Raw genomic sequence first — 21,863 nt, forward strand, 5'->3', positions numbered from 1 at the left:
CCCTGTACCCAAACCTGGGCAAGTATGAGCCCATCTGAAAAAGGGCGCTATTGTAGCTCTTGTGAGAAAGAAGTGATCGATTTTAGAAGCTGGAGCACAGATCAGTTGCAAGATTGGTTTAATAACAATAACGGACGTGTATGTGGCCATCTTTCGCAAAAACAATTAGATTACTTTCAGCCAGAAGAAATACAGCGTTCGGGTTGGAATTTTAGCGCTAAAATTTTGTTGGCTTCTTGCTTGGCTTTGTTTACAAGTTCAAATGCTTTTTCGAATACTTTTGTGAAAAACGATTCTGCAATACACGAAAACAATAATCCTAAGGAGTCAAAAGTCAAAGAAAATTTAAAACCATCAGATAGTCTAATTACAATAACCGGTCGAATTACTGCTAGAGAGGATAAACTTCCTTTGCCTGGCGTAAGCATACGTTTAAAAAATAGTAGTGTATCGGGCAGTACCGATGCCGATGGCAAGTTTACGCTTCAGGTAAAAGCCAATTCAGATAAGAAACTATTATTGGAGTTTAGTTGTCTTGCTTATGAAACAAAACAGCTAGAAATAACACCTGAATTGAATAAACATGAACTTGAATTAGAAATGGTTTATAGTGAGAAGGGTTTAACACTGGGTGCTGTAGTGGTTAGCGTTAGACGCCCTTTCTTCAAACGCATCTGGAATTTGATCAGAAGTCCTTTTATTAGTCATTAAAATCCCAAACCATAATCTTTTTATCGTCGCCCGTTGAGATGAGGTGCTCGCCGGTTTTAGACCAAATGATTTTATTGATCGAATGCGTATGGCCAATGCCGGCTTTGTCTATATTTAGGATTTTGTAGAGCTTAAAGTTTTCGGCATCCCAAAGTTTAATACTCTTATCTTGGCTTCCCGTGGCAAAATATGGAAACTTGGGGTGGAAAATAATATCGTAGATGGCAAATAGATGGGCAGGAATGGTTTGTTTCAGTTCATAGTTGGGCAAACTCCAAATACGCAATTGGGCATCACGGCCACCGGTAATCAGGTATTTTCCTTCCGGATGATAAGCCAGCGAAGTTACTGGTAGGGTATGGCCGTCCAGCTCTTGCTTGGGACTGTAATCTGTTAAATTATAAATCCGGATCAAGCCATCTTTGCAGGCAAAGGCTACTTCGGTTTGGTTGGGTGAAATGGCAATGGCTCTAACGGTATCTTTTGCTACCTGAAAACGATAAATTTCTTTAAATGCAGCTAACGACCAAACGGCAACAGATCCATCTTCGCCTGTGGTGAGCAATTCATTTTTGCTTTTTACGGTTTGGATATTGAAAATGGGCTTGGTATGGGCATTAATGCGTGCAACAACTTCCTGTTTTTCAAAATCGAACACGCTAAATGCACCGCTTCTTTCGCCAATAAACAATTGGTCGTTATAGTAGTGCATACAATAAACCGAGCTTTGCACCGGCATCTTCACCATGATAAAAGCCAGTTTTTCTAGCGACCATTCTACCACGCCCTTATCATTTCCTGCACTAAAAAATATTCCTTCCTTACCCGAATTGGATAAAGCATATACCGGATTTTGGTGACCAGAAAGGTTGCGGAGGTGTTTGAGCATTTTAGTTTTGAGTTCTGGGTTGAAAGTTCAAAGTAGAAAGTTCAGGGTTCAAAGTTCAAGATGGAAAGTGAAACATATAAAACTTTTAACTTTAAACCTTTAACCTATTTATGTCTTTTCTCTAGGTTAACCGCAATATCCTCTAGCGTTTTTCCTTTAGCTTTTAACAAAACCAAGAGGTGGAATACCAAATCGGAAGCTTCGTTTACAAAATCTTCATCTGTTTCGTTTAATGCGGCTATTACGGTTTCTACACCTTCTTCACCTACTTTTTGTGCAATCTTGTTGAGGCCTTTTTGACGAAGCTTGTTCACATAAGATTCTTCAGTTGGGTTTTCAAACCGATCTTTGATGATGCTTTCTAACTCAAAAATAAAGTTTTGATTGTAAGTTGTATTGAAACAGCTGCGGCTTCCCGTGTGGCAGGTTGGTCCAACCGGACTTGCTTTAATCAGTAAGGTGTCTTTGTCGCAATCGGTATCAATGGATTTGACGAAAAGAAAATTGCCACTTTCTTCGCCCTTGGTCCACAAGCGGTTTTTAGTACGCGAAAAGAAGGTAACCTTGCCTTCTGCCTGTGTTTTTGCCAAGGCTTCGGCATTCATATAGCCCAACATCAGCACTTCCAATGTTTGCTCATCTTGGATCACCACCGGAATTAATCCATTTGTTTTTTCCCAGTCAAGTGAATTGATATCGATTGTCATTTTATTTTCTAATACAATTAATGCTTCCAGTTTCTTGAGTTCAGTGCGGTCAATTTCATCTACAGCTTCCAAAACAGGACCATAAGCGAGATCAAATTTAACATTAAACCGCTTGTTTTGATAGCTACAAAGTATAATATCAGCTTCTGCAATAAAAATCTCCTCTATGATCTCAATCTGATGAACTTTCCTGAATTGCTGCAATGCACGTAAAATTTCAGCATAAGTCAAGTCATCAAACGTTTTTCTCATGGTTTAGATTCTTACTGGAATATGGTGTTTTTTTAGTTCTTGTTTCAAATCTGGGATCAAAATCTCTCCATAATGGAAAACCGAAGCTGCCAGTGCCGCATCTACGCCCGCTTTTTGAAAAACTTCTGTAAAATGTTCGGTTTTTCCTGCACCGCCCGAAGCAATGATTGGGATATTGATCATTTGGTTGATTTTGCCTAATAACTCGCAGTCGAAGCCTTGTTTGGTGCCATCATGGTCCATTGAAGTCAATAAAATCTCTCCAGCACCTAAGTTCTCGGCCCTTTTAATCCAGTCTTCTGTTTCGAGGTCGGTAATCAATCGGCCACCGTTTAAATGTACCCTGTTTTTGCCCTCAAAATGCTTGGTGTCTACAGCTAAAACCACAAACTGAACCCCAAAAGCTTTGGCCAGGTCTTCAATCAGCTGCGGATTTCGCACTGCAGCAGAGTTGATGCTGATTTTATCTGCACCGGCATTGAGCAAGGCTTCTGCATCGGCAATTTCGCTTATGCCACCGCCTATGGTAAATGGAATGTTCAATTGTCTGGCTACAGATTTTACCATTTCGATCATGGTTTTTCGCCTTTCATGCGTAGCCGTAATGTCTAGAAAAACCAATTCGTCGGCACCTTGCTTGGCATATTGTGCTGCCAGTTCAACAGGATCACCAGCATCACGAAGGTCGACAAAATTGACACCCTTTACTGTGCGTCCATCCTTTACATCAAGGCATGGAATTATTCTCTTAGTTAACCCCCCGCCCACTGAAGGAATATTTGTGAATTGCTCGTTCAAAGTATTATTGTTTAATAGAAGGTTTTTTTCTTCTTCCTATGCCAACACCTGCCAGAACTAGACCAAGAAGAAGGGTAGGGCTGCAAAGAAAAAACGAGTATTCTCCAGTTACCGACATGAGTTTTGTGTAATCTCCCCTATAAGTAAACATGTGGATTCCCCATAAGCACATCGCCATGCCCGAAAGAGTGATAAAGATGCCTATTGTTAGCAGGTTGATGAATTTCATTGATTAGGATTTTATCGTAATTAGATTGCTTCGTTCCTCGCAATGACGACTAAATTGAGCTCAATGCCTTTAAATTCCATTCTTTGATTTCTTCGATGGAGATATGGCCTTCATAAATCGCTTTGCCTACTACTACACTTCTGATATCAAGTTGGGCCAATTCTTTAATGTCGTCCATAGAACTTACACCGCCTGAGGCAATCAGTTTAATAAAAGGGGAGTGGTCTAACAGCTTTTTGTACAGGTCTACTGCAGCGCCACCCAATTTGCCGTCTTTGTTGATGTCGGTGCACAGGAACCTGAAAAAGCCCAATTGTAGGCATTTGTCAACATAATCCATCAATTTGATTGGCGAGCTTTCCATCCAGCCCGAATATTTGATTACCTCGTCTAATACATCGATGGCAATGACGATGCGATTGGCGTAATCGTCTTTCTTTGCAAAAGCTGCACTTAAATTTGGCAGAAAATCAGGGTTGCTTACCGCTTGTGTACCTACAATTACCCGGTGGATGCCGGCATCGAGCAGATTGGTTACCTGTTCTATGGTTCTGATGCCACCACCGTATTGTACGCGCATCTCGGTTTTTTTGATGATGCTGAACAATGCTTTTTGATTGCTGAAATCACCTTTGGCACCATTTAAATCGATAATGTGGATGAAATCCGTGCCGTTTGAACGGTAACGCTCTATCATTTCTTCAATAGAAACCTCATATTCTGTTTTTTGGTTGTAGTCGCCTTCGCGTAAGCGGACAACCTTTCCGTCTAAAATATCGATTGCTGGGATAATGTACATACTAGGATCTTAAGTTTGAGAAGTTTTTTAATAGGCGCTCACCTGCTTCGCCCGATTTTTCGGGGTGAAACTGAACACCAAAGAAGTTGTCTTTTTGTATGGCAGCCGAAAATTTATTTCCATAATTAACAGAGGCGATATCAAAAGTAGGGTTATATTCAATAAAATAAGAATGTACGAAGTAAAACTGTGTTCCACTAGGAACATTCTCAAATAATAAATTGTTTTTAAAATCTACGGTATTCCAGCCCATGTGTGGGATTTTAATGCCCAAATTTTTGTTGAAAAGTTTCGTTCCTAAAGGAATGATATCCAGTAGATTGGCATTGCCCTCTTCAGAATGCGAAGTTAGCAGCTGCATGCCCACGCAAATGCCCAGTACAGGTTTCTGCAATGCCTTGATCGCTTCCACCATGCCCGTTTGTTCCAATTTGTGCATCGCTGCACCTGCATGGCCAACACCTGGGATGATAATGTGGCTGTATTTTTCGAGCTCGGCTTCGTTGTTTACCATGCCATAGGCGATGTTTTGCCTTTCTAGCGCTGCAGTAAGCGAAAAGATATTGCCTGCTCCGTAGTTGATTATTCCAATCATTTTTAGTTGTCAGTTTTCAGTTGCCAGTTGTTAGTCAGTAGTGATTTGTCTATGGTTCATAGCCATTGCGAGCCTGCGAAGCAATCTCTTTCAATTAGGTCTTAGTCAGTAATTTCTGATTGCCAGTTTACATTTAGCAATTTAACAATTAGACAATTGAACAACTTCATCTTACAATAATCCCTTGGTACTTGGTAAGACCAATTTTTCGGCGTCGCGTTTAACGGCTACTTTAATTGCCTTAGCAAAAGCCTTAAAAATTGCTTCTATTTTATGGTGTTCGTTGCCGCCTTCGGCTTTGATGTTCAAATTGCATTTGGCTGCGTCGCTAAAAGATTTGAAAAAATGAAAAAACATTTCGGTTGGCATATCGCCCACTTTTTCGCGTTTAAAATCGGCCTCCCAAACAATCCAGTTGCGCCCGCCAAAATCAATGGCTACCTGGGCTAGGCAATCGTCCATTGGCAAGCAGAATCCATAACGCTCAATCCCCAGTTTATTGCCCAAAGCTTGTGCAAAAGCTTCGCCCAAAGCAATTCCGGTATCTTCAATGGTATGATGCTCGTCGATATGCAAGTCGCCTTTGGCAATTATTTCCAGGTTCATGCTGCCATGTCGGGCAATCTGATCAAGCATGTGATCGAAGAAATTCAAGCCGGTTTTAATGTTCGCCTTGCCCGTACCATCCAAATCGAGCTCAATGCTAATGTCTGTTTCGTTGGTTTTGCGTCGGTGGGATACTTTTCTAGTTCCAGCCCTTAAAAAGGTATAGATGTCTTCCCAGTTTTTGGTTTCCAGACAAATGATAGCTGCTAGACTTTCGAGCTTGTCCATACCTTCATTGATGCCTAAATTATCGTTCTGACGTAAGAAAATAGCTTTTGCACCAAGGTTTTTAGCTAAGATTACATCATTGAGCCTGTCGCCAATAACAAAGGAGTTCTGGAGGTCGTAACCCCCGCCCAAATATTTTCCCAACAATGCCGTGCCTGGTTTGCGGGTTGGCGCATTGTCTTTGGCAAAGGTCCTATCGATAACCACATCGCTAAATACTACACCTTCGCCAGCAAAAGTATTGATCAGGAAATTATGGATAGGCCAAAAATTTTCTTCAGGGTGCGAGGTAGTGCCCAAGCCATCCTGGTTGGTAACCATTACCAATTCAAAATCGAGCTCATTGGCAATTTTAGAAAGGTAATACAGTGCTTTTGGATAGAACTGCAACTTGGCAAAGCTGTCTACCTGTTCGTCTTCGGGTTCTATGGCTAAAGTGCCATCGCGGTCTATAAATAATACTTTTTTCATAAGTTTAATTTTGAATGATTGAATTTTGAGTAATGAATTAGCTGCCTGTCAGCCGGCATTCCTTCATTCTATTATTCCTTCATTAATTCATTTTTCTCAATAGGCTAATCAATTGGTCGTTTTCTGTGGCAGTGCCGATGGTGATTCGTAAACAGCCTTCACAAAGCGTAACCTTCGAGCGATCGCGTACAATAATGCCTTGGTCTACCAGCGCATTGTAAACGTCGACGGCATTTTCTATTGCTGCCAATATAAAGTTGGCGTCCGATGGGTAAACTTGCTTCACCATAGGGATTTTGGCCAGTTGGGCGCTTAATCTTTCCCTTTCGGCTACTGTAATTTTAATCCATTCGTTTACCTGCTGGATATTTTCCAAAGCGGCTAAAGCCAAATCCTGTGTAGCCTGATTGATGTTGTAAGGAGGTTTTACCTTATTCAAAATATCGATAACCGGACGTGAAGAAAAAGCCATGCCCAAGCGCAAGGCCGCTAAGCCCCAGGCTTTCGAAAAAGTTTGCAACACCACTAGGTTTACATATTCGGTTAACTCTTGGATAAAAGTCTTTTGCTTGGCAAAGTTGATGTAAGCCTCATCAATCACTACCAATCCCTTAAAATTGGCCAAAATGGTTTCGATATCGGTTCTGTTGATCGAATTGCCGGTAGGATTGTTGGGCGAGCAGATAAAGATAATTTTGGTATTGGCATCTATGGTTTCTGCTATTTTCTCTAAATCCAGTTGGAAATTAGGCAATAGGTTTACTTTTCTTACTTCTACATCGTTGATGTTGGCCGAAACCTCGTACATGCCATAGGTTGGCGGCAAGATGATCACATTGTCTTTGCCTGGATTGCAAAACGCCCTAAACAACAAGTCGATGGCTTCATCGCTGCCATTGCCCAGAAATGTATTTTCGATGGGAACGCCTTTGATTTTGCTGATGGCATCTTTCAAATCCAACTGCAAAGGATCAGGATACCGATTGTAATTAGCAGGCAGGGGAGAACCAAAGCTGTTTTCGTTGGCGTCTAGAAACACGCTTGCTTGGCCCTTAAATTCGTCCCTTGCTGTAGAATAAGGACGTAATGTTTTTATATTTTCTCTCTGTAAGTCTTTAATGTCCATTGTTTATATTTTTGAGGTAAAAGAACAAGGAGCAAAGATGAGGCAATGCGCCTAAACTACATTGCTAAATACTTTCCTCTAATTTTTTGTCTTTGTTCTTTTATCCTTTATCCTTTGTCTTTGCTCCTTTATTCTTGTTCCTTTATCCTTGTTCTCTAATCCTTCTTATCGTAATCGCATTTTTATGGGCCTGCAATCCTTCTGCTTCAGCCAGATCCTCTACAGTTTGGCCGATGTTTTCCAAACCCTGTTTGCTCAGGTGCTGAAAGGTGATTTTCTTTAAAAAAGTATCAACCGAAACGCCGGAGAAAGCTTTGGCAAAACCACTTGTAGGTAAGGTATGGTTGGTGCCCGAGGCATAGTCGCCCGCACTCTCAGGAGTTAAGTTGCCCAAAAACACTGAGCCCGCATTGCTGATCAATGGAATAAGCGCTTCGAAATGCTCGGTGGCCAAAATCAAATGCTCCGGCGCATAGGTATTGCTAAAGGCCATGGCTTCTGCTAAATCTGTTGCATAAACCGCATAAGAATTGGCAATGGCTTGAGTTGCAATGTCGCGTCGAGGCAGTTCTGTTAGCTGTTGTTCAATAGCCTCAAGCGTTGCTGCAATCATTTGTTGCGAAGTGCTCACCAATATGGCTTGGCTGTCTGTTCCGTGTTCGGCTTGTGCCAATAAATCGGCTGCTACAAAACTCGGATTGGCTGTTTCATCAGCAATGACTAAAACCTCTGACGGACCCGCAGGCATATCGATGGCCACTCTATTTTGCACCTGTTTTTTAGCCTCGGTAACATAGCGGTTTCCAGGTCCAAAAATCTTGCTCACTTTTGGAATACTTGCCGTTCCATAAGCCATGGCCGCTACGGCTTGCGCGCCGCCCACGAGGTAGATTTTTTCGATGCCCAAGAGCGTTGCCACGTAGGCTAAATAGGTGTTCACCTTGCCGTCGTTTTGTGGGGGAGAGCAAACAATAATTTCGTTGCATCCGGCAATTTTTGCAGGGATGCCCAGCATTAAAAAAGTGCTTGGCAATACGGCTGTCCCGCCGGGAATATAAAGGCCGACACGTTCAATAGCACGAGCTTCCCGCCAGCAATTTACGCCAGGCATGGTCTCTATTTTTGCTTCGCTTTTTAACTGCGCCTCATGAAATTTATAGATATTTTGATAAGCTACATCAATGGCGTTTTTTACGGTTTGAGGAATAGCTTTGGCCAAAGCTTCAAGCTCTTCCTTGCCGATGAAAAGTTGTGCAAGCTGCACTTGGTCAAACTGCGATGCAAAGGCAAATAGGGCAGGATCGCCTTCAGTTATTACAGTAGAAATGATGTCCTTTACGCGCGTTTCAACTAAATTATCGTCAGTAAGCTGTCTTGAACAAATTTCTTCTATTTTTTGTTGAGATAAATCTCTATAACTATAGATTTTCAATTTCTTATGTTTTTGATTTAACTATTAGTTAATATGTTTTTATGCTATTTTGAGTCGAAAATATTGAAATTACGTAATAATTTTCTCAATTGGCATTACAACGATGCCCTGTGCGCCAGCCGCCTTTAAGCTGTTGATCTTTTCCCAAAAATCCTGCTCGGCAATTACTGAATGAACAGCTACCCAGCCTTCTTCGAACAATGGCACAACGGTAGGACTTTTTACGCCTGGCAATAGATCGACTACCGCCTGCAGGTTTTCTTTGCTTACGTTGAGCACCACATATTTGGTGGCTTTTGCCCTTAGCACCGATTGAATTCTTTGCACCAATTCTTTCACCTCGGCATTGAACTCGATGTCTTTATTGCAGATGAGAACAGCCTCCGAACTCATCACATCTTTGAAAGGTTTTAGTCCGTTATTCTTCAAAGTTCCGCCAGTAGAAACGATGTCGAAAATGGCATCGCTCAAGCCTAAGCCCGGACCAATTTCTACCGAGCCAGAGATGTTTCTGATCTGCGCTTCGACGTTGTTTTCTTTCAGGTATTTTTCGAGGATAACCGGATAGGAAGTGGCAATTGCCTTGCCGTTTAACTCGGCCAATTCGGTGATGTTGCTCGTGCTTTGGACAGCAATTTTTAAGGTACATTTGCCAAAGCCAAGCTTCTGCAAATAGCAAACATCGGCACCTGCTTCTACAATTACATTTTCGCCAACAATGCCCAAATCGGCTATGCCATCTTGAACATATTCCGGAATATCGTCATCTCTTAGAAATAAGATTTCTAATGGGAAATTGGTAACGGTTGAGATAAGGGAACTTTTGTAGTTTTCGAAATTTAAACCACAATTTTTAAGGATTTCTACTGACTTTTCGTTTAACCTACCCGATTTTTGGATAGCAATTTTAAGTGTTTTCACTTGGTATAAAATTAGGAATAAGAAATATTGAGTCTATTGTTAAAAACCGTTTTGCGTACAAAACATTTATCTATCTATCGCCGCAATGGCGATGATGGTGTAAATGTGCACAATGGTTTAAAACTTGGATCATATATAACTTTCTTTCCGTAATTTTGGTCAGAAGATGTTGCAAATATAACCTTGTAAATGTAAAATCAAAAAAATATGGCATTTTATTTGCCGTGTAACTGCCAAGCCCTTAGGCCGAATGACACACTAAATCTTACAAAAAATTGAAAAAAACGCTCCTATTTGTTGCCGTATGTTTGTTTTTGAGCTCTTGTGGCTGGTTTGGCACCAAGCCGGAGATCGCAACTGTTTTGGCCAAACATTTCGATAATAAACTTTACAACAAGTTCGACACGCTTGCCTACGATTCGGTATTTACCCAAAAAATGGACGAACTGAGCAGTAAATTGTCCAATCCAAAAGTAATCAAGGGCTACTATAAGCACAACGAGAATAAGCCTTTGCTGGTAACCCATTTCTATGTAAACGGTGGGCTTGATTCTTTAAGAAACTATATTCAAAGAAGCAAAGCCGATGGCTTCAATCCAGAAATATTCAGGATAAACGAATTAGAAGCCTTGCTGAAAACCTTAGGTAGCAATAGCTTTAAGCAAATTGACGAGGTTTATCCGGTAATCGCCGATCTGGAGATCAAATCGGCCGATGCCCTTTTAAAGTACAGCACGTTTACCAAATACGGCAGCATCAATCCTAGAAAGTTTTTTAATCGCTACTACATTTCCAATAAGCGCCCTGATAGCCTCAAGCTCGATTCGATGTTGAATACCACTGACCTGGTTGCCACACTTAAAAATGCACAGCAGACCTCTAAAAGCTACTTGGACCTGAAAAAGGCCTTGGCGTTTTATCGAGATAGCTTAGGTACGGATGAAGATCCGGCTATTAAAGCCATAAAGATCAATATGGAACGCATGCGCTGGCAAATGCCGATTAAGACCGATGAGGTGGTGCTCGTTAATATTCCAGATTTTTCATTGACCTGGTTTAAGCAACAGGATACCTTGGCGCACATGAATGTTTGCGTTGGCGGAAAGCGTGAAGAAGGCTATTTAGATAAGATGAAAGTCTATCTTAAATCAAAAAACTTAGACGACAAGCCTAAAAACCACGAAACACCGCAATTGGTGAGCGTATTTAATTCGATACAGGTAAACCCTATCTGGAATATTCCGGTAAGTATTGCGCAGAGCGAAATCTACTGGCAGGCCATCAGAGATCCTTATTACCTTTCGAACAACAACATTAAAGTCTATTTTAAGGGTAAGCCGGTAAGTGATCCGGATACCATCCAATGGAATAAATATTCAAGAGAAAAACTGCCGTTTCAATTTAAGCAGGGTTCTGGCGAAGGCAATGCCTTAGGCAAGTTCAAGTTTATTTTTGACAACAGCTCAAGCATATACCTGCACGATACCAATAATAAAAATGGCTTTAAATTGGCCAATAGGGCAATTAGCCATGGCTGTGTGCGTATAGAAAAACCATTGCAGTTTGCCCAGTTAATGGTGAGGGACAAATACCAATACGATCAGTTGCGCATGGAAGTCAATCTGCCACCGGTAGATTCGAACAGAATGAAACAATTCCAAAAGCGCCAGGCGAAGAGGGCAGATACCCTGAATGTGTTTCAGTTAAAGCCGAGCTGGTTTGCCACGCGTAAAAATGTGGCGGTTGTAATCGGTTATTTCACCGCTTGGGCCGAAAATGGCAAGGTTCAGTTTAGGCCAGATGTTTATGATTATGATGAAACATTATGGCAGGCCATTAAAAAATACATGTAGGCGTTTTGCAGATAAGCTAAACCCTAAGCGCTTAACAGAATTACGGATTAAATGATGATATTAGTCGTTCCTAATCTGTTGCATGTCTTTATGAATATTAAAAATGGCTTAATTTTATCTGTATTGTTCCTCGGTTTTTTAGGGGCTTGTCAATCTCCTGAACGTAAAGAACAGGTTGCTGAGAAAAAGAAAATAGACACGGCGATTGCGACGAAGCCTACTTTTGTCGCTGCCAAAGTTCCATTAGATTTCAATGGATTCTGGAACTATTACACTAGATATATCAAGTTTTATGAAAACTTTGTACCACATGATTTAAGTGGTAAAGTTATCGCCAAAGACGATTTCTTAAAGCTAATGAAATCGGAGCTTTATTTTCCTTTATTACTGGGGTCAGATGATTCTCGTCCACATTATCAGTTGGCTAGGATTCCAAAAGGTACCGATCCGAACATAGGTGCCTATATGAGGCAATTTGCTGCCGATGAATTGAAATACACCGACATGAAAGGCAAAGCAATTCCAGTCTTTAGTTTTAAGGACATCAACGGCAAGCTGTATACTTCGGCCAATACCAAAGGTAAAATTGTATTGTTTAAGTGTTGGTTTATCGGCTGTGTAGCTTGTGTACAAGAAATGCCGGCGCTTAACGAGCTGGTTGAAAAGTATAAGGATCGGAACGATATTTTGTTTGTCAGCCTCGCTATAGATTCGAAACCCGAGTTGCAAGCATTTTTGGCTAAAACCAAGTTTGATTATGCTACGGTTCCCAATCAAGAGCATTACATGGCCGAACAGCTTCGCGTAAATGCCTATCCTACCCATTTTTTAATTGATAAAGAGGGCTTATTGGTTAATGTGGTAAACGAAGAAACTGCAATTGCCGATTTGCTCGCTCGAGAAATCGGCAAAAACTAAGCATTCTAGCCTTTATCTGTTAACGCGGGCTTTAGGTTTGATGTGGTATTTTTGCTTTTTCTGTACTTGCTCAGGTTAATGAGCAAAACGCTTCCTAAAATAACCACTAGGCCGAGAATTTGTAATAAGCTGATTTTCTCATCGGTAAAGCAAAGGCTCAGCAGTACAGCCACTACCGGATTTACGTAGGCATAGGTACTCACTTGTGTAGCCGGACGTACTTTCAGCAACCAAACATAAGCGCTAAAGGCGGCAATAGAGCCAAACAGCACCAGGTAGCCTATCGAAAGCCAGGCATCTAAGGGAATGGTTGTCCAGTTAAATTTCTTGAACTCGCCTGTAAATAAACCACCTGGAATAAATGCGATACCAGCGGCGAGCATTTGCCAGGCAGTACCTACCGAAACAGAATCATCAGGATTAGATTTGTGTTTAGAATAAAGCGAGCCAGCTGCCCAAGCTACCGGACCTAATACTAAAAGTATAATTCCTGCAATTTGGGTTGGACTTTGGCTGGTGCTCAAAATCTGGATCAATTGTTCGCCAAATAAAAGGATTACACCAATAAAACCAACAATAAGTCCCGCAACGGTAGAAGTGCTTCCGAAATTCTCTTTCCATTTCGGCTTGTCTAAGATGACGAACCAGATGGCTGCCGATGCTACCATAATAGCCACCAAGCCACTCGGAATGAACTGTTCTACCCAAATCACAATGCCATTGCCTATGCCCAGCATCAGGATGCCCGCAACAGCTGCATGTTTGATTAGGCGTTTGTTAAAAATCTGCTGTCCTGTGAGCTTGCACCAGGTGATAAGGAGCAATCCGGCCAAGATAAACCTGAAAGAGCCCAATATAAATGGTGGAAAGCCGGCCAATGCTTTTTGAATGAAGAAATAAGTTGAGCCCCACACAATGTAAACAATGGCAAAGGCTAGATAGACGATAAATAGGGGGGCTGTTTTTTTTACGTTTGCCATAATTGTGTTATTTAATGTTAATTTCTGGGATGATTAATTGTTGGTCTTCTTTTACGGTTTCGAGCACAATGGTGGTGCGAACCGAAAGGATGTTCGATATTTTGCTAAACTCGTCGCGCATGAGTGCCATTAAGGAAGCCGAATCTTTGGTTCTTACTTTTACCAGGTAGCAGTCTTCGCCGGCAATAATGTGGACTTCCTGCACTTCTTTTATCTTCGAAAGTTCTTCAGCGGTAGTGGTACAGCCTACGGTATTCGAAGTTTTCATAGAAATGAAAGCTAATAAACTCATGTCTATAGATGCCGGATCTATTTTTGTAGTGTACTGCGTAATTACTTTTCGCTGCTCTAGTTTTTTTACCCGCTCCAGCACTGCCGAGGGTGCCATTTCTAATTCTTTGGCCATGTCTACATTCGATATCCGCGAGTTCTCCTGCATCAATCTCAAAATAGAAAGGTCTATCTTATCTAAGTTCATATTCTGATTTTAGTTCAGTAAATTTAATATTAAAAAGAATAATATTCATAATTTATTTGTAATAAATGTTTTTTATTCTGTTTTGATTTGATTTTTTGAGTTGTGATTAAGTTTGTATACAAACTGAGTAAGTTTTCAATTACTGGTTTAGTAATCTCCATAATTTTTCTATCTTTGGTTTTTAATGAATTTCCTTTATCCGGGCTTTCTTTTTGCACTTTTAACGGTCGCTATTCCGGTCATTATCCATTTATTCAATTTCAGGAAATTTAAAAAAGTCTATTTCAGCAATGTTGCATTTTTAAAAGAGATCAAAGAGCAACAATCATCCAGGGAAAAACTTAAAAATCTGCTTATCCTTTGTTGCCGCATTTTGGCCATTGTGTTCTTGGTTTTCGCTTTTGCCCGTCCGTTTTTGCCCTCAGGTAGTAAGATAGACCAAAGCAAGGGAAATATTGTAAGTATCTATATCGACAATTCTTACAGTATGGAGGCGGTAAACAAAGAGGGTAGCCTTTTAGACGAAGCCAAGCGCAAGGCGAAGGAAATTGTAAAGGCTTTTCAGCTCAATGATCGTTTTCAGTTGCTCACCAACGATTTTGAAGGCAAACATCAGCGTTTGCTCAATGCCGATGAACTGATCCAAGCTGTTGATGAAGTGAGAATCTCTTCGGCAAGCCGGGCTTTGCAACAGGTAATCAATCGCCAACAAAGCGTTTTTACTGGAGCGAGCAATCGCTTTGCCTATATCATATCCGATTTTCAGATTGGTTTTGCCGGTAGCCAACCCATTAAAACCAATGCAAATACCAATGTCTCGCTCATCAAGCTCAATTCAAATGCCCTGCCCAATGTAGCAGTTGATAGTGCTTGGTTGCTCTCGCCAACCCATCAGGCTGGTGCCACAGAAAAACTGGTGGTGCAGCTGCATAACTATGGCGATGAAGATGCCAAAAATATTCCGATTAAGCTGAACATCAATCAGCAACAAAAAGCCATTAGTAGTGTAAATATCTCTGCAGGAAAAACCCAAACTGATACTTTGGCCTATAGCGGCCTGGGCTTGGGCTGGCAAAAGGGAGCGATAAGCATCAAGGATTTTCCATTAACTTTCGATGACCAGCTGAATTTCAGTTTCAAGGTCAATGCCAGCCAAAAGGTGTTGGGCATTAACGGACAAAGCGCAGAAAAATACATCAAGGCATTGTTTAGTGCAGATCCTTATTTTCAGCTCACCGAAATGCCAGAGTCCAATATCAATTATTCGACCTTATCCAATTACAGCTTAATTGTGCTTAACGACTTGGATAATCCTTCTAGCGGATTGGCCCAGGAGCTCAAAACTTATATTGACAATGGTGGATCGGTAGTTATTTTTCCTAATGTGAAGACAGAGAAGAATATATATTCATCTTTTTTAACCGCGCTAAACCTTCCGGCAGTAGCCGATGTCAACACAAGTGCCACCAAGGTTAGCCACATCGAACTCAAGCACCCTTTGTTTAAGGGTGTATTCGAAACCTTGCCCCAAAACATCGATTTGCCTCAGGTCAATCGTTATTTTAATTTTATAGAACGCAACCAGAGCAACAAAGAAGATCTGTTGACGCTGCCAGCCGGAAAATTGTTTTTTGCACGTTATCCAATCGGCAACGGACAGGCTTATTTAGTGGCTACCGGTTTGGACAACGAAGATGGCAACTTGGCCAAGCACCCCGTTTTTGTACCCCTGATGTATAAAATAGCTTTTGCAAGTGCCAAAGAGCAGCCTATTTATTATACCGCAGGGCGAGACAATATGCTCGAAAGCCAAAAAATAGCCTTGGGGGCGAACGAAACACTTAAATTGGTGGCCGATAATTTCGAGGTCATTCCCGAACTGCGCCAAACCAATGGCAAAACCTTGCTGTATGTAGCCGATCAGGTTAAAAAAGCAGGTTACTACGAACTTAAAAAGGCTGATTCGACCTTGGCAGTAATTGCTTTTAACGATAACCGGACAGAATCGGATATGCACTATAGCTCAGCTTCGGCTGTAAAAGAACTATTTGGAAAACAGCAGGTTGCGTTTTTGGATCCAAGGTCTGATAGCATTGCCTCGGCTGTTTCTTCAAAAAATAATGGAACCGAGTTATGGAAACTTTGCCTAATTTTGAGCCTGGTTTTCTTAGCCATTGAAATTTTATTGGTCCGATTTTATCATACTCAAAAACCGAGCTTGCAAGCTCATTGATACAAATATTAATATAAGCTAATCAATAACATATAAATTCATGAACCTCTTAGTAAAGGGAATCACCATTGCCGATCCTAACAGCGAGTTTAACCAGCAAAACTGTGATGTACGCGTTGAAGACGGAAAAATTGCCGCTATCGAAAAACAGCTATCGCCTTTGAAAAACGAAACTGTGGTAGAGGCCAAGGGCGCTATACTTTCGCCTGGTTTTTTTGACCTTAATTGTATGATTGGAGATCCTGGCCTTGAAACCAAGGAAGATCTGCAAAGCGGAACGGCAGCAGCCAAAGCTGGTGGGTTTACCGGCATTGCCGTATTGCCTACCACCAAACCCGTGGTACAATCGAAAGGAGAGATAGAATACATCCTAAACAGGGCTAAAAACAATTTGGTAGATGTTTTCCCGATAGGTGCCATTAGCCACAACTTGGAAGGCAAAGAACTAGCCGAGCTTTTCGATATGAAAAATGCCGGTGCGGTTGCTTTTTCCGATGGAAGCAAGGCAATTACAGACGATGGTTTCATGAGCCGTGCCCTGCAATATGCCTTAGGTTTTGAAGGTTTGTTAATGGTTTATCCAGAAAACAAATCCATTGCTGGCAAAGCCCAGGTAAACGAAAGCAAGAACAATGTGCTTTTGGGCATGAAAGGCATTCCGGCATTGGCCGAAGAAATGCAAATTGCACGCGATATTTATTTGGCGACCTACCATAATGCACCGATCCATATCAGCCAGATTTCTACTGCAGGCTCCGTAGCGCTGATCAAAAGAGCCAAAAAAGACGGCGTTAAGGTTACTTGCGATGTAGCGGCCCATCAACTGGTGTTTACCGAAGACTTATTGAACGATTTTGACAGCAACTATAAGGTAAAACCTCCTTTAAGAAGCAAAGCTGATAATAAAGCCTTAATTGCCGGACTGAAAGACGGAACCATCGATGCCATTACTTCTCAGCACCGCCCGCATGAAATAGAATCTAAGGACGTAGAGTTCGAAATCGCTTCGTACGGTATCATTGCCCTGCAAACGGTATTGCCTTTGTTGGTACAGGCCGGTTTAGATGCCAATCTTATTGTAGAGAAATTGGCTATCAATCCACGTAAGCTGTTAAAGCTCGAAGTTCCGGTAATTGCCAAAGGAAGCAAAGCCAATTTCGTCGTGTACCAGCCGCAACAGGAGTGGGAGTACAATGTAAATAACAACCGTTCAAAAGCGATCAATTCACCCTTATTGGGCAAAACACTAAAAGGAAAAGTACAATTGGTGTACAACAACAAACAATTCGAAACTTATGAATAACAAAATCGAAAAAGCATTAGCGGTCTCTTTAGACGCATTTGGTGCTGCAAAAGGAATTTCCACAAAAGAAGTAGAACAAAAACTGACTGAGGTTTTTGCATTGGATATTAACTTTTTGGATAAAGTTGCCCAATTTGATGAGGTTTTTGATGACAATCCTGCTTTTGAGGAATTGCGCGAAGTGTATTTCGATACCCTGATGATCAATTTCTTTACAAGCGATGTAAATAAGTTGGAAGAAAACTACCTCGAATCGAAAGAATGGGAAGCCATTGAGGAAGAAACGATAGACCGTGGCACCGAATTGCTGAACCTGTTGTTGTACATTAACGAATGCCATGATGAGGAAATCAAGCCAGAGCTGGATGATTTCTTAAAAGAATTCTTATTGGTTGATGAAGATGAATTCCAGGATGAATTCCACATCTATGAAGATTTGATCAGCAACCAGCAATTGGCCGAAAGCAGCGTAGAGGATATTTGCAAAAATGCCAAAACAATAGACCTGAAAGAAGAAATGGAAGAATTATTTGTGCCTTTCATGACGTTTTTCTTGCATCCGAACGGCGGAGAGAACGTACAAGGCGAATTATTGAAGTTTAGCAGTAACAAAAGTTATGATGTTGCAGTCTACAGCTTAATTGCTAACTTTAATAAAAATAACTAAACCAAAACTAAATCTAATGGAAGCAACAAAAACTACGGTTAACCTAAAGAGGGAGGCCTTAAAGAATGGTGCAATTTGGGGTATTATCAGCATCATAATATTCCTTGTAACTTGGTATATAATGCCAGATTTGATGAGTTCTTATATCTATGTGGGACTTACTTTTGTAGTTGGAATTTCGCTAGCTATATTTTTCTGCCTTGATATGAGAAAAAAGGCAGGAGGCTATTGGACGTTTGGTGAAGCTCTTTGGAGTATTTTTGTAATGTTTATCATGTCTACTTTAATCATTTACGCGTTTACGCTCTTCTTCGGAAAAGTTATAGACCCAACTTATACAGTGAAAATGAAGGAGTTGACAATGAGCAAAACGGAAGAAATGTATAAGACTTTTGGACTAGATGATGCTAAAATTGCTGAAGCAAGAGCAGAAACAGAGAAAAGATTGGAAAGTCAATTTAATCCAACATTTAGTCAAGCAGTTGTAGGCTTTGGTATAACAGCTGTTTTCTATTTTATAGGTGCTTTGATTTTTGCTTTGATTTTTAAAAGAAGTAACCCTAATCCATGGGCGGGTCAACAAGTTGAAGATTCAGATCCACAATAAAACTAAATAACAGAAGTTAATGTAACGTGCAGGTTTTGTCATTTAATTTGATGAAATTTGCACGTTGTTTTTTAAGCGTATGCAGTCATAGGCAAATCGTTGCTTGATACTTGATACTCGCTACTTGATACTAAATTAATGGATATATCAATAGTAATTCCACTCTATAACGAAGAAGAATCCTTGCCTGAGCTTATCGCTTGGATAGATAAGGTAATGATCGAAAATAACTTCTCTTATGAAGCGATTTTTGTAGACGATGGCAGCAAGGACACTTCTTGGGCTGTAATTACGCAGCTTAAAGAAAGCTTTGGCAGTGTAAAAGGCATTAAGTTCAGAAGGAATTACGGCAAATCTGCAGCATTAAATGTAGGTTTTGAAGCGGCGCAGGGCGATGTAATCATCACTATGGATGCCGACTTGCAAGATAGTCCAGATGAAATACCAGAACTGTACAGGAGAATTAAAGAAGAAAACTTCGATATCATTTCTGGCTGGAAAAAGAAACGCTACGATCCCATTACCAAAACCATCCCTACCAAACTCTTTAACGCGGCTACCCGCAAAATGAGTGGCATCCACCTCAACGATTTTAACTGTGGCCTAAAAGCCTACCGTAAAGATGTGATCAAAACCATCGAGGTTTATGGCGAAATGCACCGTTATATTCCGGTTATTGCCAAATGGGCAGGTTTTAGCAAAATTGGCGAGCAGGTGGTAGAACACAGGGCCAGAAAATATGGTGTAACCAAGTTTGGCTTAAGCCGCTTTGTAAATGGTTTCCTCGACTTGCTGTCTATCTTTTTTGTGGGCAAGTTTGGCAAAAGACCAATGCACTTTTTCGGCTCCTTGGGCGTATTGAGCTTCTTTTTAGGGATGGTAATGGCCGTTTATATTCTTTTGGAGAAAAAAATATTGATTTGGAAGAATTTGCCTTATCGAGATGTAACGGAACAACCGTTATTTTACCTGTCTCTTGTGGCTATTATTGTCGGTTCACAAATGTTTTTAGCAGGTTTTATTGCAGAATTGTTGTCACGCAACGCACCAGAAAGAAACCAGTACTTAATTGAAAAGGAGCTTTAAGGCATAGGGTTTAGGGCGTAAGGTAAATCGACGCCATAAACCTTCTTCCTTCTACCTTCCACCTTTTACCCCAACCCATGTTTTTCTCCATCATCATTCCGCTTTATAACCGTCCGCAAGAAATAGACGAGCTGTTGGCTACGCTAACCAAGCAAACCTATACGCAATTTGAGGTATTGGTTATCGAAGATGGTTCAGTAAACGATGCCAAGGCTATTGTAGCTTCTTATGCCAACCGTTTAGATGTCAAATACTTTTTTAAGCCTAACGAAGGGCAGGGCTTTTCGCGTAATTTTGGTTTTGAAAGGGCCAAAGGCGATTATTTTGTCATCTTCGATTCAGATTGCCTGATCCCGTCGGATTACCTCGAAATTGTAAGAGATTACCTATTTGAGCATCAGCTGGATGCCTACGGTGGACCAGATGCTGCTCACGATACTTTTACGCCGATACAGAAAGCCATCAGCTATGCCATGACCTCGCCATTTACAACAGGGGGCATCCGTGGCAATAAAAAGCATATCGGCCAATTCCATCCGCGCAGCTTTAACATGGGCGTTTCTAGAGAGGTTTGGGAAAAAGTAGGGGGCTTTATCCTCACCCGTTTGGGCGAAGACATTGAATACAGTATCCGTATCCACGAAAACGGCTTTAAAATCGGACTGATTCCGGCAGCCAAGGTTTTTCACAAAAGAAGAACCAGCTTTAGCCAGTTTTACAAGCAGCTGCACTTTTTTGGGCGGGCTAGGATCAATATTTACAAACATTTTCCATCAGAACTCAAACCGGTGCACTTCTTTCCGGCATTTTTTGTGCTTGGATTAGGCGGTACCTTACTATGCAACTTCATTTATTGGCCATTGGCCTGGGTAGGCAATTTCTTTTTGCTGCTGTTTTTTGTGTTGATATTTTTTCATGCTTGGCAAGCCAATAAATCAATAAAAATTGCATTTTTGAGTGTTGTTGCATCGTTTATACAATTAACAGCCTATGGCTTGGGCTTTATACAAGATTTTTTTAAGCGAATTATATTTAAACAATCATGATAGATTATTTAAAGGAAAGCTCGTTTGCGGTTAAAGATGTAGTGCTGCAGGCTTGGAGGGTAACAAAAGACAATTATTTTTCTATTGCTACGCTTTGCTTCCTCATTTTCATTACCGCATCTACCTCAACCTTTATGGCCTTTTTTATGGGCGAACTGCATATTGGCATCAGGATCGTAATGCTGCTCATTTTTATCATGAGCTATTGCGTGGTGGAACTTTGCATGATCAAGTACATTTTCCGCCTGCTCGACGATGAAAACGCCGATATCAAGATTATTGATACGTTGCCAACCAGAAGAGAGATCAGCCGCTTTTTGTTAGGGACCATTTATTTTGGCATCAGTATTTTCTTTGTGGGCATTCTGTTAATGCCAGTTTTGTACATTTTAGATTTGATCTTAAAATTCGCCGTTAGTCAGGGTATTATCGATGGCTATGCAGAAACGGGAAAAATCATCGTTAACATAGCAGTAGTCATTGCCATGTTGAGTATATTTTTTACGTTTATCCGCATCATTTTCTTTCCGTTTTTTATCATCGACAAACATTCTCCGCCATTCGAATCCATCAAGTTGAGCTTGGCTACAACCAAGGGCAATTTCATTAAGCTGTTGTTTATTTTGTTGGGATTGGTTATTGTACAGGCCATTGTTTTTGGCTTCTTTTATGTAGTGGTGATGACGGGCTTCCGTTTGATCAATTTCTTCTTCGATTACGATATTAATCAATACATTTCGTTAATTGTAGTGGTATTTAGTTCGTTTGTTATCGTTCCTTTTACTACGGCATTTTTCGCGGTAGCTTATCGCAAAATCATGAGCGAATACAAAGGAGATGAACATCCTGATATCATCCATAACATTGTTTAATCCAAACTGCCTACTAGCAACTAACAACTGGCAACTAATAACTAGCAACTGACAAC

General features: G+C 40.9%; 22 protein-coding genes. 10 read left to right on the forward strand and 12 right to left on the reverse strand.

Annotated elements, in window-relative coordinates; genetic code table 11:
- Positions 1–24: 24 nt before the first annotated feature.
- Complete coding sequence (locus tag AC570H_RS02245; protein WP_497351278.1) at positions 25–711, forward strand: carboxypeptidase-like regulatory domain-containing protein; 687 nt, start codon at positions 25–27, stop codon at positions 709–711.
- On the opposite strand, the gene AC570H_RS02250 is transcribed toward AC570H_RS02245, so the two are convergent.
- The 10 genes from AC570H_RS02250 to hisG all read right to left on the reverse strand — a co-directional run bounded on the left by AC570H_RS02250 (position 701) and on the right by hisG (position 9,764).
- Entirely contained in the window at positions 701–1,600 is a 900-nt protein-coding gene (locus tag AC570H_RS02250; RefSeq protein WP_497351280.1) for a WD40 repeat domain-containing protein, read from the reverse strand. The two genes, AC570H_RS02245 and AC570H_RS02250, sit on opposite strands and share 11 nt — an antisense overlap.
- Positions 1,601–1,704: 104 nt before the next feature.
- Positions 1,705–2,307: a bifunctional phosphoribosyl-AMP cyclohydrolase/phosphoribosyl-ATP diphosphatase HisIE gene (hisIE, locus tag AC570H_RS02255; RefSeq protein WP_497354891.1), complete on the reverse strand. Its 603-nt coding sequence runs from the start codon at positions 2,305–2,307 to the stop codon at positions 1,705–1,707.
- Between the two features lie 255 nt (positions 2,308–2,562).
- Positions 2,563–3,357 carry an imidazole glycerol phosphate synthase subunit HisF gene (gene hisF, locus AC570H_RS02260; protein WP_497351282.1) on the reverse strand — a complete coding sequence of 265 codons (795 nt, stop codon included), beginning with the start codon at positions 3,355–3,357 and terminating at the stop codon, positions 2,563–2,565.
- A 4-nt stretch (positions 3,358–3,361) separates the two neighbouring features.
- Positions 3,362–3,586 carry a hypothetical protein gene (locus AC570H_RS02265; protein WP_497351284.1) on the reverse strand — a complete coding sequence of 75 codons (225 nt, stop codon included), beginning with the start codon at positions 3,584–3,586 and terminating at the stop codon, positions 3,362–3,364.
- Between the two features lie 49 nt (positions 3,587–3,635).
- Positions 3,636–4,385 carry a 1-(5-phosphoribosyl)-5-[(5-phosphoribosylamino)methylideneamino]imidazole-4-carboxamide isomerase gene (gene hisA / locus AC570H_RS02270; protein WP_497351286.1) on the reverse strand — a complete coding sequence of 250 codons (750 nt, stop codon included), beginning with the start codon at positions 4,383–4,385 and terminating at the stop codon, positions 3,636–3,638.
- Position 4,386: 1 nt separating this feature from the next.
- Positions 4,387–4,980 (reverse strand): imidazole glycerol phosphate synthase subunit HisH, encoded by a 594-nt coding sequence (gene hisH, locus AC570H_RS02275; protein ID WP_497351288.1) that lies wholly within the window; start codon positions 4,978–4,980, stop codon positions 4,387–4,389.
- A 171-nt stretch (positions 4,981–5,151) separates the two neighbouring features.
- Complete coding sequence (gene hisB / locus AC570H_RS02280) at positions 5,152–6,285, reverse strand: bifunctional histidinol-phosphatase/imidazoleglycerol-phosphate dehydratase HisB (protein ID WP_497351290.1); 1,134 nt, start codon at positions 6,283–6,285, stop codon at positions 5,152–5,154.
- A gap of 82 nt (positions 6,286–6,367) precedes the next feature.
- Positions 6,368–7,411: a histidinol-phosphate transaminase gene (gene hisC / locus AC570H_RS02285; RefSeq protein ID WP_497351292.1), complete on the reverse strand. Its 1,044-nt coding sequence runs from the start codon at positions 7,409–7,411 to the stop codon at positions 6,368–6,370.
- A gap of 142 nt (positions 7,412–7,553) precedes the next feature.
- The gene (gene hisD / locus AC570H_RS02290) at positions 7,554–8,843 is read right to left on the reverse strand and encodes a histidinol dehydrogenase (protein WP_497351294.1); all 1,290 of its coding nucleotides are present in this window, start codon (positions 8,841–8,843) and stop codon (positions 7,554–7,556) included.
- Between the two features lie 69 nt (positions 8,844–8,912).
- Entirely contained in the window at positions 8,913–9,764 is an 852-nt protein-coding gene (gene hisG / locus AC570H_RS02295) for an ATP phosphoribosyltransferase (RefSeq protein ID WP_497351296.1), read from the reverse strand.
- 275 nt (positions 9,765–10,039) lie between these two features.
- On the opposite strand from hisG, the gene AC570H_RS02300 reads away from it, so the two are divergent.
- Together AC570H_RS02300 and AC570H_RS02305 are read left to right on the forward strand one after the other, a co-directional pair.
- A complete protein-coding gene (locus tag AC570H_RS02300; protein WP_497351298.1) occupies positions 10,040–11,617 on the forward strand; it encodes a L,D-transpeptidase family protein in 1,578 nt (525 codons plus the stop codon).
- A 90-nt stretch (positions 11,618–11,707) separates the two neighbouring features.
- The gene (locus AC570H_RS02305; protein ID WP_497351300.1) at positions 11,708–12,535 is read left to right on the forward strand and encodes a TlpA family protein disulfide reductase; all 828 of its coding nucleotides are present in this window, start codon (positions 11,708–11,710) and stop codon (positions 12,533–12,535) included.
- Positions 12,536–12,540: 5 nt separating this feature from the next.
- On the opposite strand, the gene AC570H_RS02310 is transcribed toward AC570H_RS02305, so the two are convergent.
- Positions 12,541–13,515 (reverse strand): EamA family transporter, encoded by a 975-nt coding sequence (locus tag AC570H_RS02310; RefSeq protein WP_497351302.1) that lies wholly within the window; start codon positions 13,513–13,515, stop codon positions 12,541–12,543.
- A gap of 7 nt (positions 13,516–13,522) precedes the next feature.
- Positions 13,523–13,993, reverse strand: a complete 471-nt coding sequence (locus tag AC570H_RS02315; protein ID WP_497351304.1) for an Lrp/AsnC family transcriptional regulator — start codon at positions 13,991–13,993, stop codon at positions 13,523–13,525.
- A 184-nt stretch (positions 13,994–14,177) separates the two neighbouring features.
- Between AC570H_RS02315 and AC570H_RS02320 the strand changes: the two genes are divergently transcribed.
- From AC570H_RS02320 to AC570H_RS02350, 7 genes are all read left to right on the forward strand, one after another.
- On the forward strand, positions 14,178–16,226 hold the full coding sequence (locus AC570H_RS02320; RefSeq protein ID WP_497351306.1) for a BatA domain-containing protein: 2,049 nt from the start codon (positions 14,178–14,180) through the stop codon (positions 16,224–16,226).
- 40 nt (positions 16,227–16,266) lie between these two features.
- Positions 16,267–17,529: a dihydroorotase gene (locus AC570H_RS02325; protein WP_497351308.1), complete on the forward strand. Its 1,263-nt coding sequence runs from the start codon at positions 16,267–16,269 to the stop codon at positions 17,527–17,529.
- Positions 17,522–18,196: a hypothetical protein gene (locus AC570H_RS02330; protein WP_497351310.1), complete on the forward strand. Its 675-nt coding sequence runs from the start codon at positions 17,522–17,524 to the stop codon at positions 18,194–18,196. The genes AC570H_RS02325 and AC570H_RS02330 overlap by 8 nt, the downstream gene beginning before the upstream one ends.
- 16 nt (positions 18,197–18,212) lie before the next feature.
- The gene (locus tag AC570H_RS02335; RefSeq protein ID WP_497351312.1) at positions 18,213–18,803 is read left to right on the forward strand and encodes a DUF4199 domain-containing protein; all 591 of its coding nucleotides are present in this window, start codon (positions 18,213–18,215) and stop codon (positions 18,801–18,803) included.
- Positions 18,804–18,941: 138 nt separating this feature from the next.
- A complete protein-coding gene (locus AC570H_RS02340; protein WP_497351314.1) occupies positions 18,942–19,889 on the forward strand; it encodes a glycosyltransferase family 2 protein in 948 nt (315 codons plus the stop codon).
- Between the two features lie 77 nt (positions 19,890–19,966).
- Positions 19,967–20,935 (forward strand): glycosyltransferase family 2 protein, encoded by a 969-nt coding sequence (locus tag AC570H_RS02345; protein ID WP_497351316.1) that lies wholly within the window; start codon positions 19,967–19,969, stop codon positions 20,933–20,935.
- Positions 20,932–21,807, forward strand: a complete 876-nt coding sequence (locus tag AC570H_RS02350; RefSeq protein ID WP_497351318.1) for a DUF7847 domain-containing protein — start codon at positions 20,932–20,934, stop codon at positions 21,805–21,807. The genes AC570H_RS02345 and AC570H_RS02350 overlap by 4 nt, the downstream gene beginning before the upstream one ends.
- Positions 21,808–21,863: the final 56 nt, after the last annotated feature.

The sequence above is a fragment of the Pedobacter sp. B4419 genome, from assembly GCF_059693725.1.

Coding starts and splice junctions, on each gene's coding strand:
- AC570H_RS02245 (WP_497351278.1), top strand. CDS start 25: ATGAGCCCATCTGAAAAAGGGCGCTATTGTAGCTCTTGTGAGAAAGAA.
- AC570H_RS02250 (WP_497351280.1), bottom strand. CDS start 1,600: ATGCTCAAACACCTCCGCAACCTTTCTGGTCACCAAAATCCGGTATAT.
- hisIE (WP_497354891.1), bottom strand. CDS start 2,307: ATGACAATCGATATCAATTCACTTGACTGGGAAAAAACAAATGGATTA.
- AC570H_RS02265 (WP_497351284.1), bottom strand. CDS start 3,586: ATGAAATTCATCAACCTGCTAACAATAGGCATCTTTATCACTCTTTCG.
- hisA (WP_497351286.1), bottom strand. CDS start 4,385: ATGTACATTATCCCAGCAATCGATATTTTAGACGGAAAGGTTGTCCGC.
- hisH (WP_497351288.1), bottom strand. CDS start 4,980: ATGATTGGAATAATCAACTACGGAGCAGGCAATATCTTTTCGCTTACT.
- hisB (WP_497351290.1), bottom strand. CDS start 6,285: ATGAAAAAAGTATTATTTATAGACCGCGATGGCACTTTAGCCATAGAA.
- hisC (WP_497351292.1), bottom strand. CDS start 7,411: ATGGACATTAAAGACTTACAGAGAGAAAATATAAAAACATTACGTCCT.
- AC570H_RS02305 (WP_497351300.1), top strand. CDS start 11,708: ATGAATATTAAAAATGGCTTAATTTTATCTGTATTGTTCCTCGGTTTT.
- AC570H_RS02310 (WP_497351302.1), bottom strand. CDS start 13,515: ATGGCAAACGTAAAAAAAACAGCCCCCCTATTTATCGTCTATCTAGCC.
- AC570H_RS02315 (WP_497351304.1), bottom strand. CDS start 13,993: ATGAACTTAGATAAGATAGACCTTTCTATTTTGAGATTGATGCAGGAG.
- AC570H_RS02320 (WP_497351306.1), top strand. CDS start 14,178: ATGAATTTCCTTTATCCGGGCTTTCTTTTTGCACTTTTAACGGTCGCT.
- AC570H_RS02325 (WP_497351308.1), top strand. CDS start 16,267: ATGAACCTCTTAGTAAAGGGAATCACCATTGCCGATCCTAACAGCGAG.
- AC570H_RS02330 (WP_497351310.1), top strand. CDS start 17,522: ATGAATAACAAAATCGAAAAAGCATTAGCGGTCTCTTTAGACGCATTT.
- AC570H_RS02335 (WP_497351312.1), top strand. CDS start 18,213: ATGGAAGCAACAAAAACTACGGTTAACCTAAAGAGGGAGGCCTTAAAG.
- AC570H_RS02340 (WP_497351314.1), top strand. CDS start 18,942: ATGGATATATCAATAGTAATTCCACTCTATAACGAAGAAGAATCCTTG.
- AC570H_RS02345 (WP_497351316.1), top strand. CDS start 19,967: ATGTTTTTCTCCATCATCATTCCGCTTTATAACCGTCCGCAAGAAATA.
- AC570H_RS02350 (WP_497351318.1), top strand. CDS start 20,932: ATGATAGATTATTTAAAGGAAAGCTCGTTTGCGGTTAAAGATGTAGTG.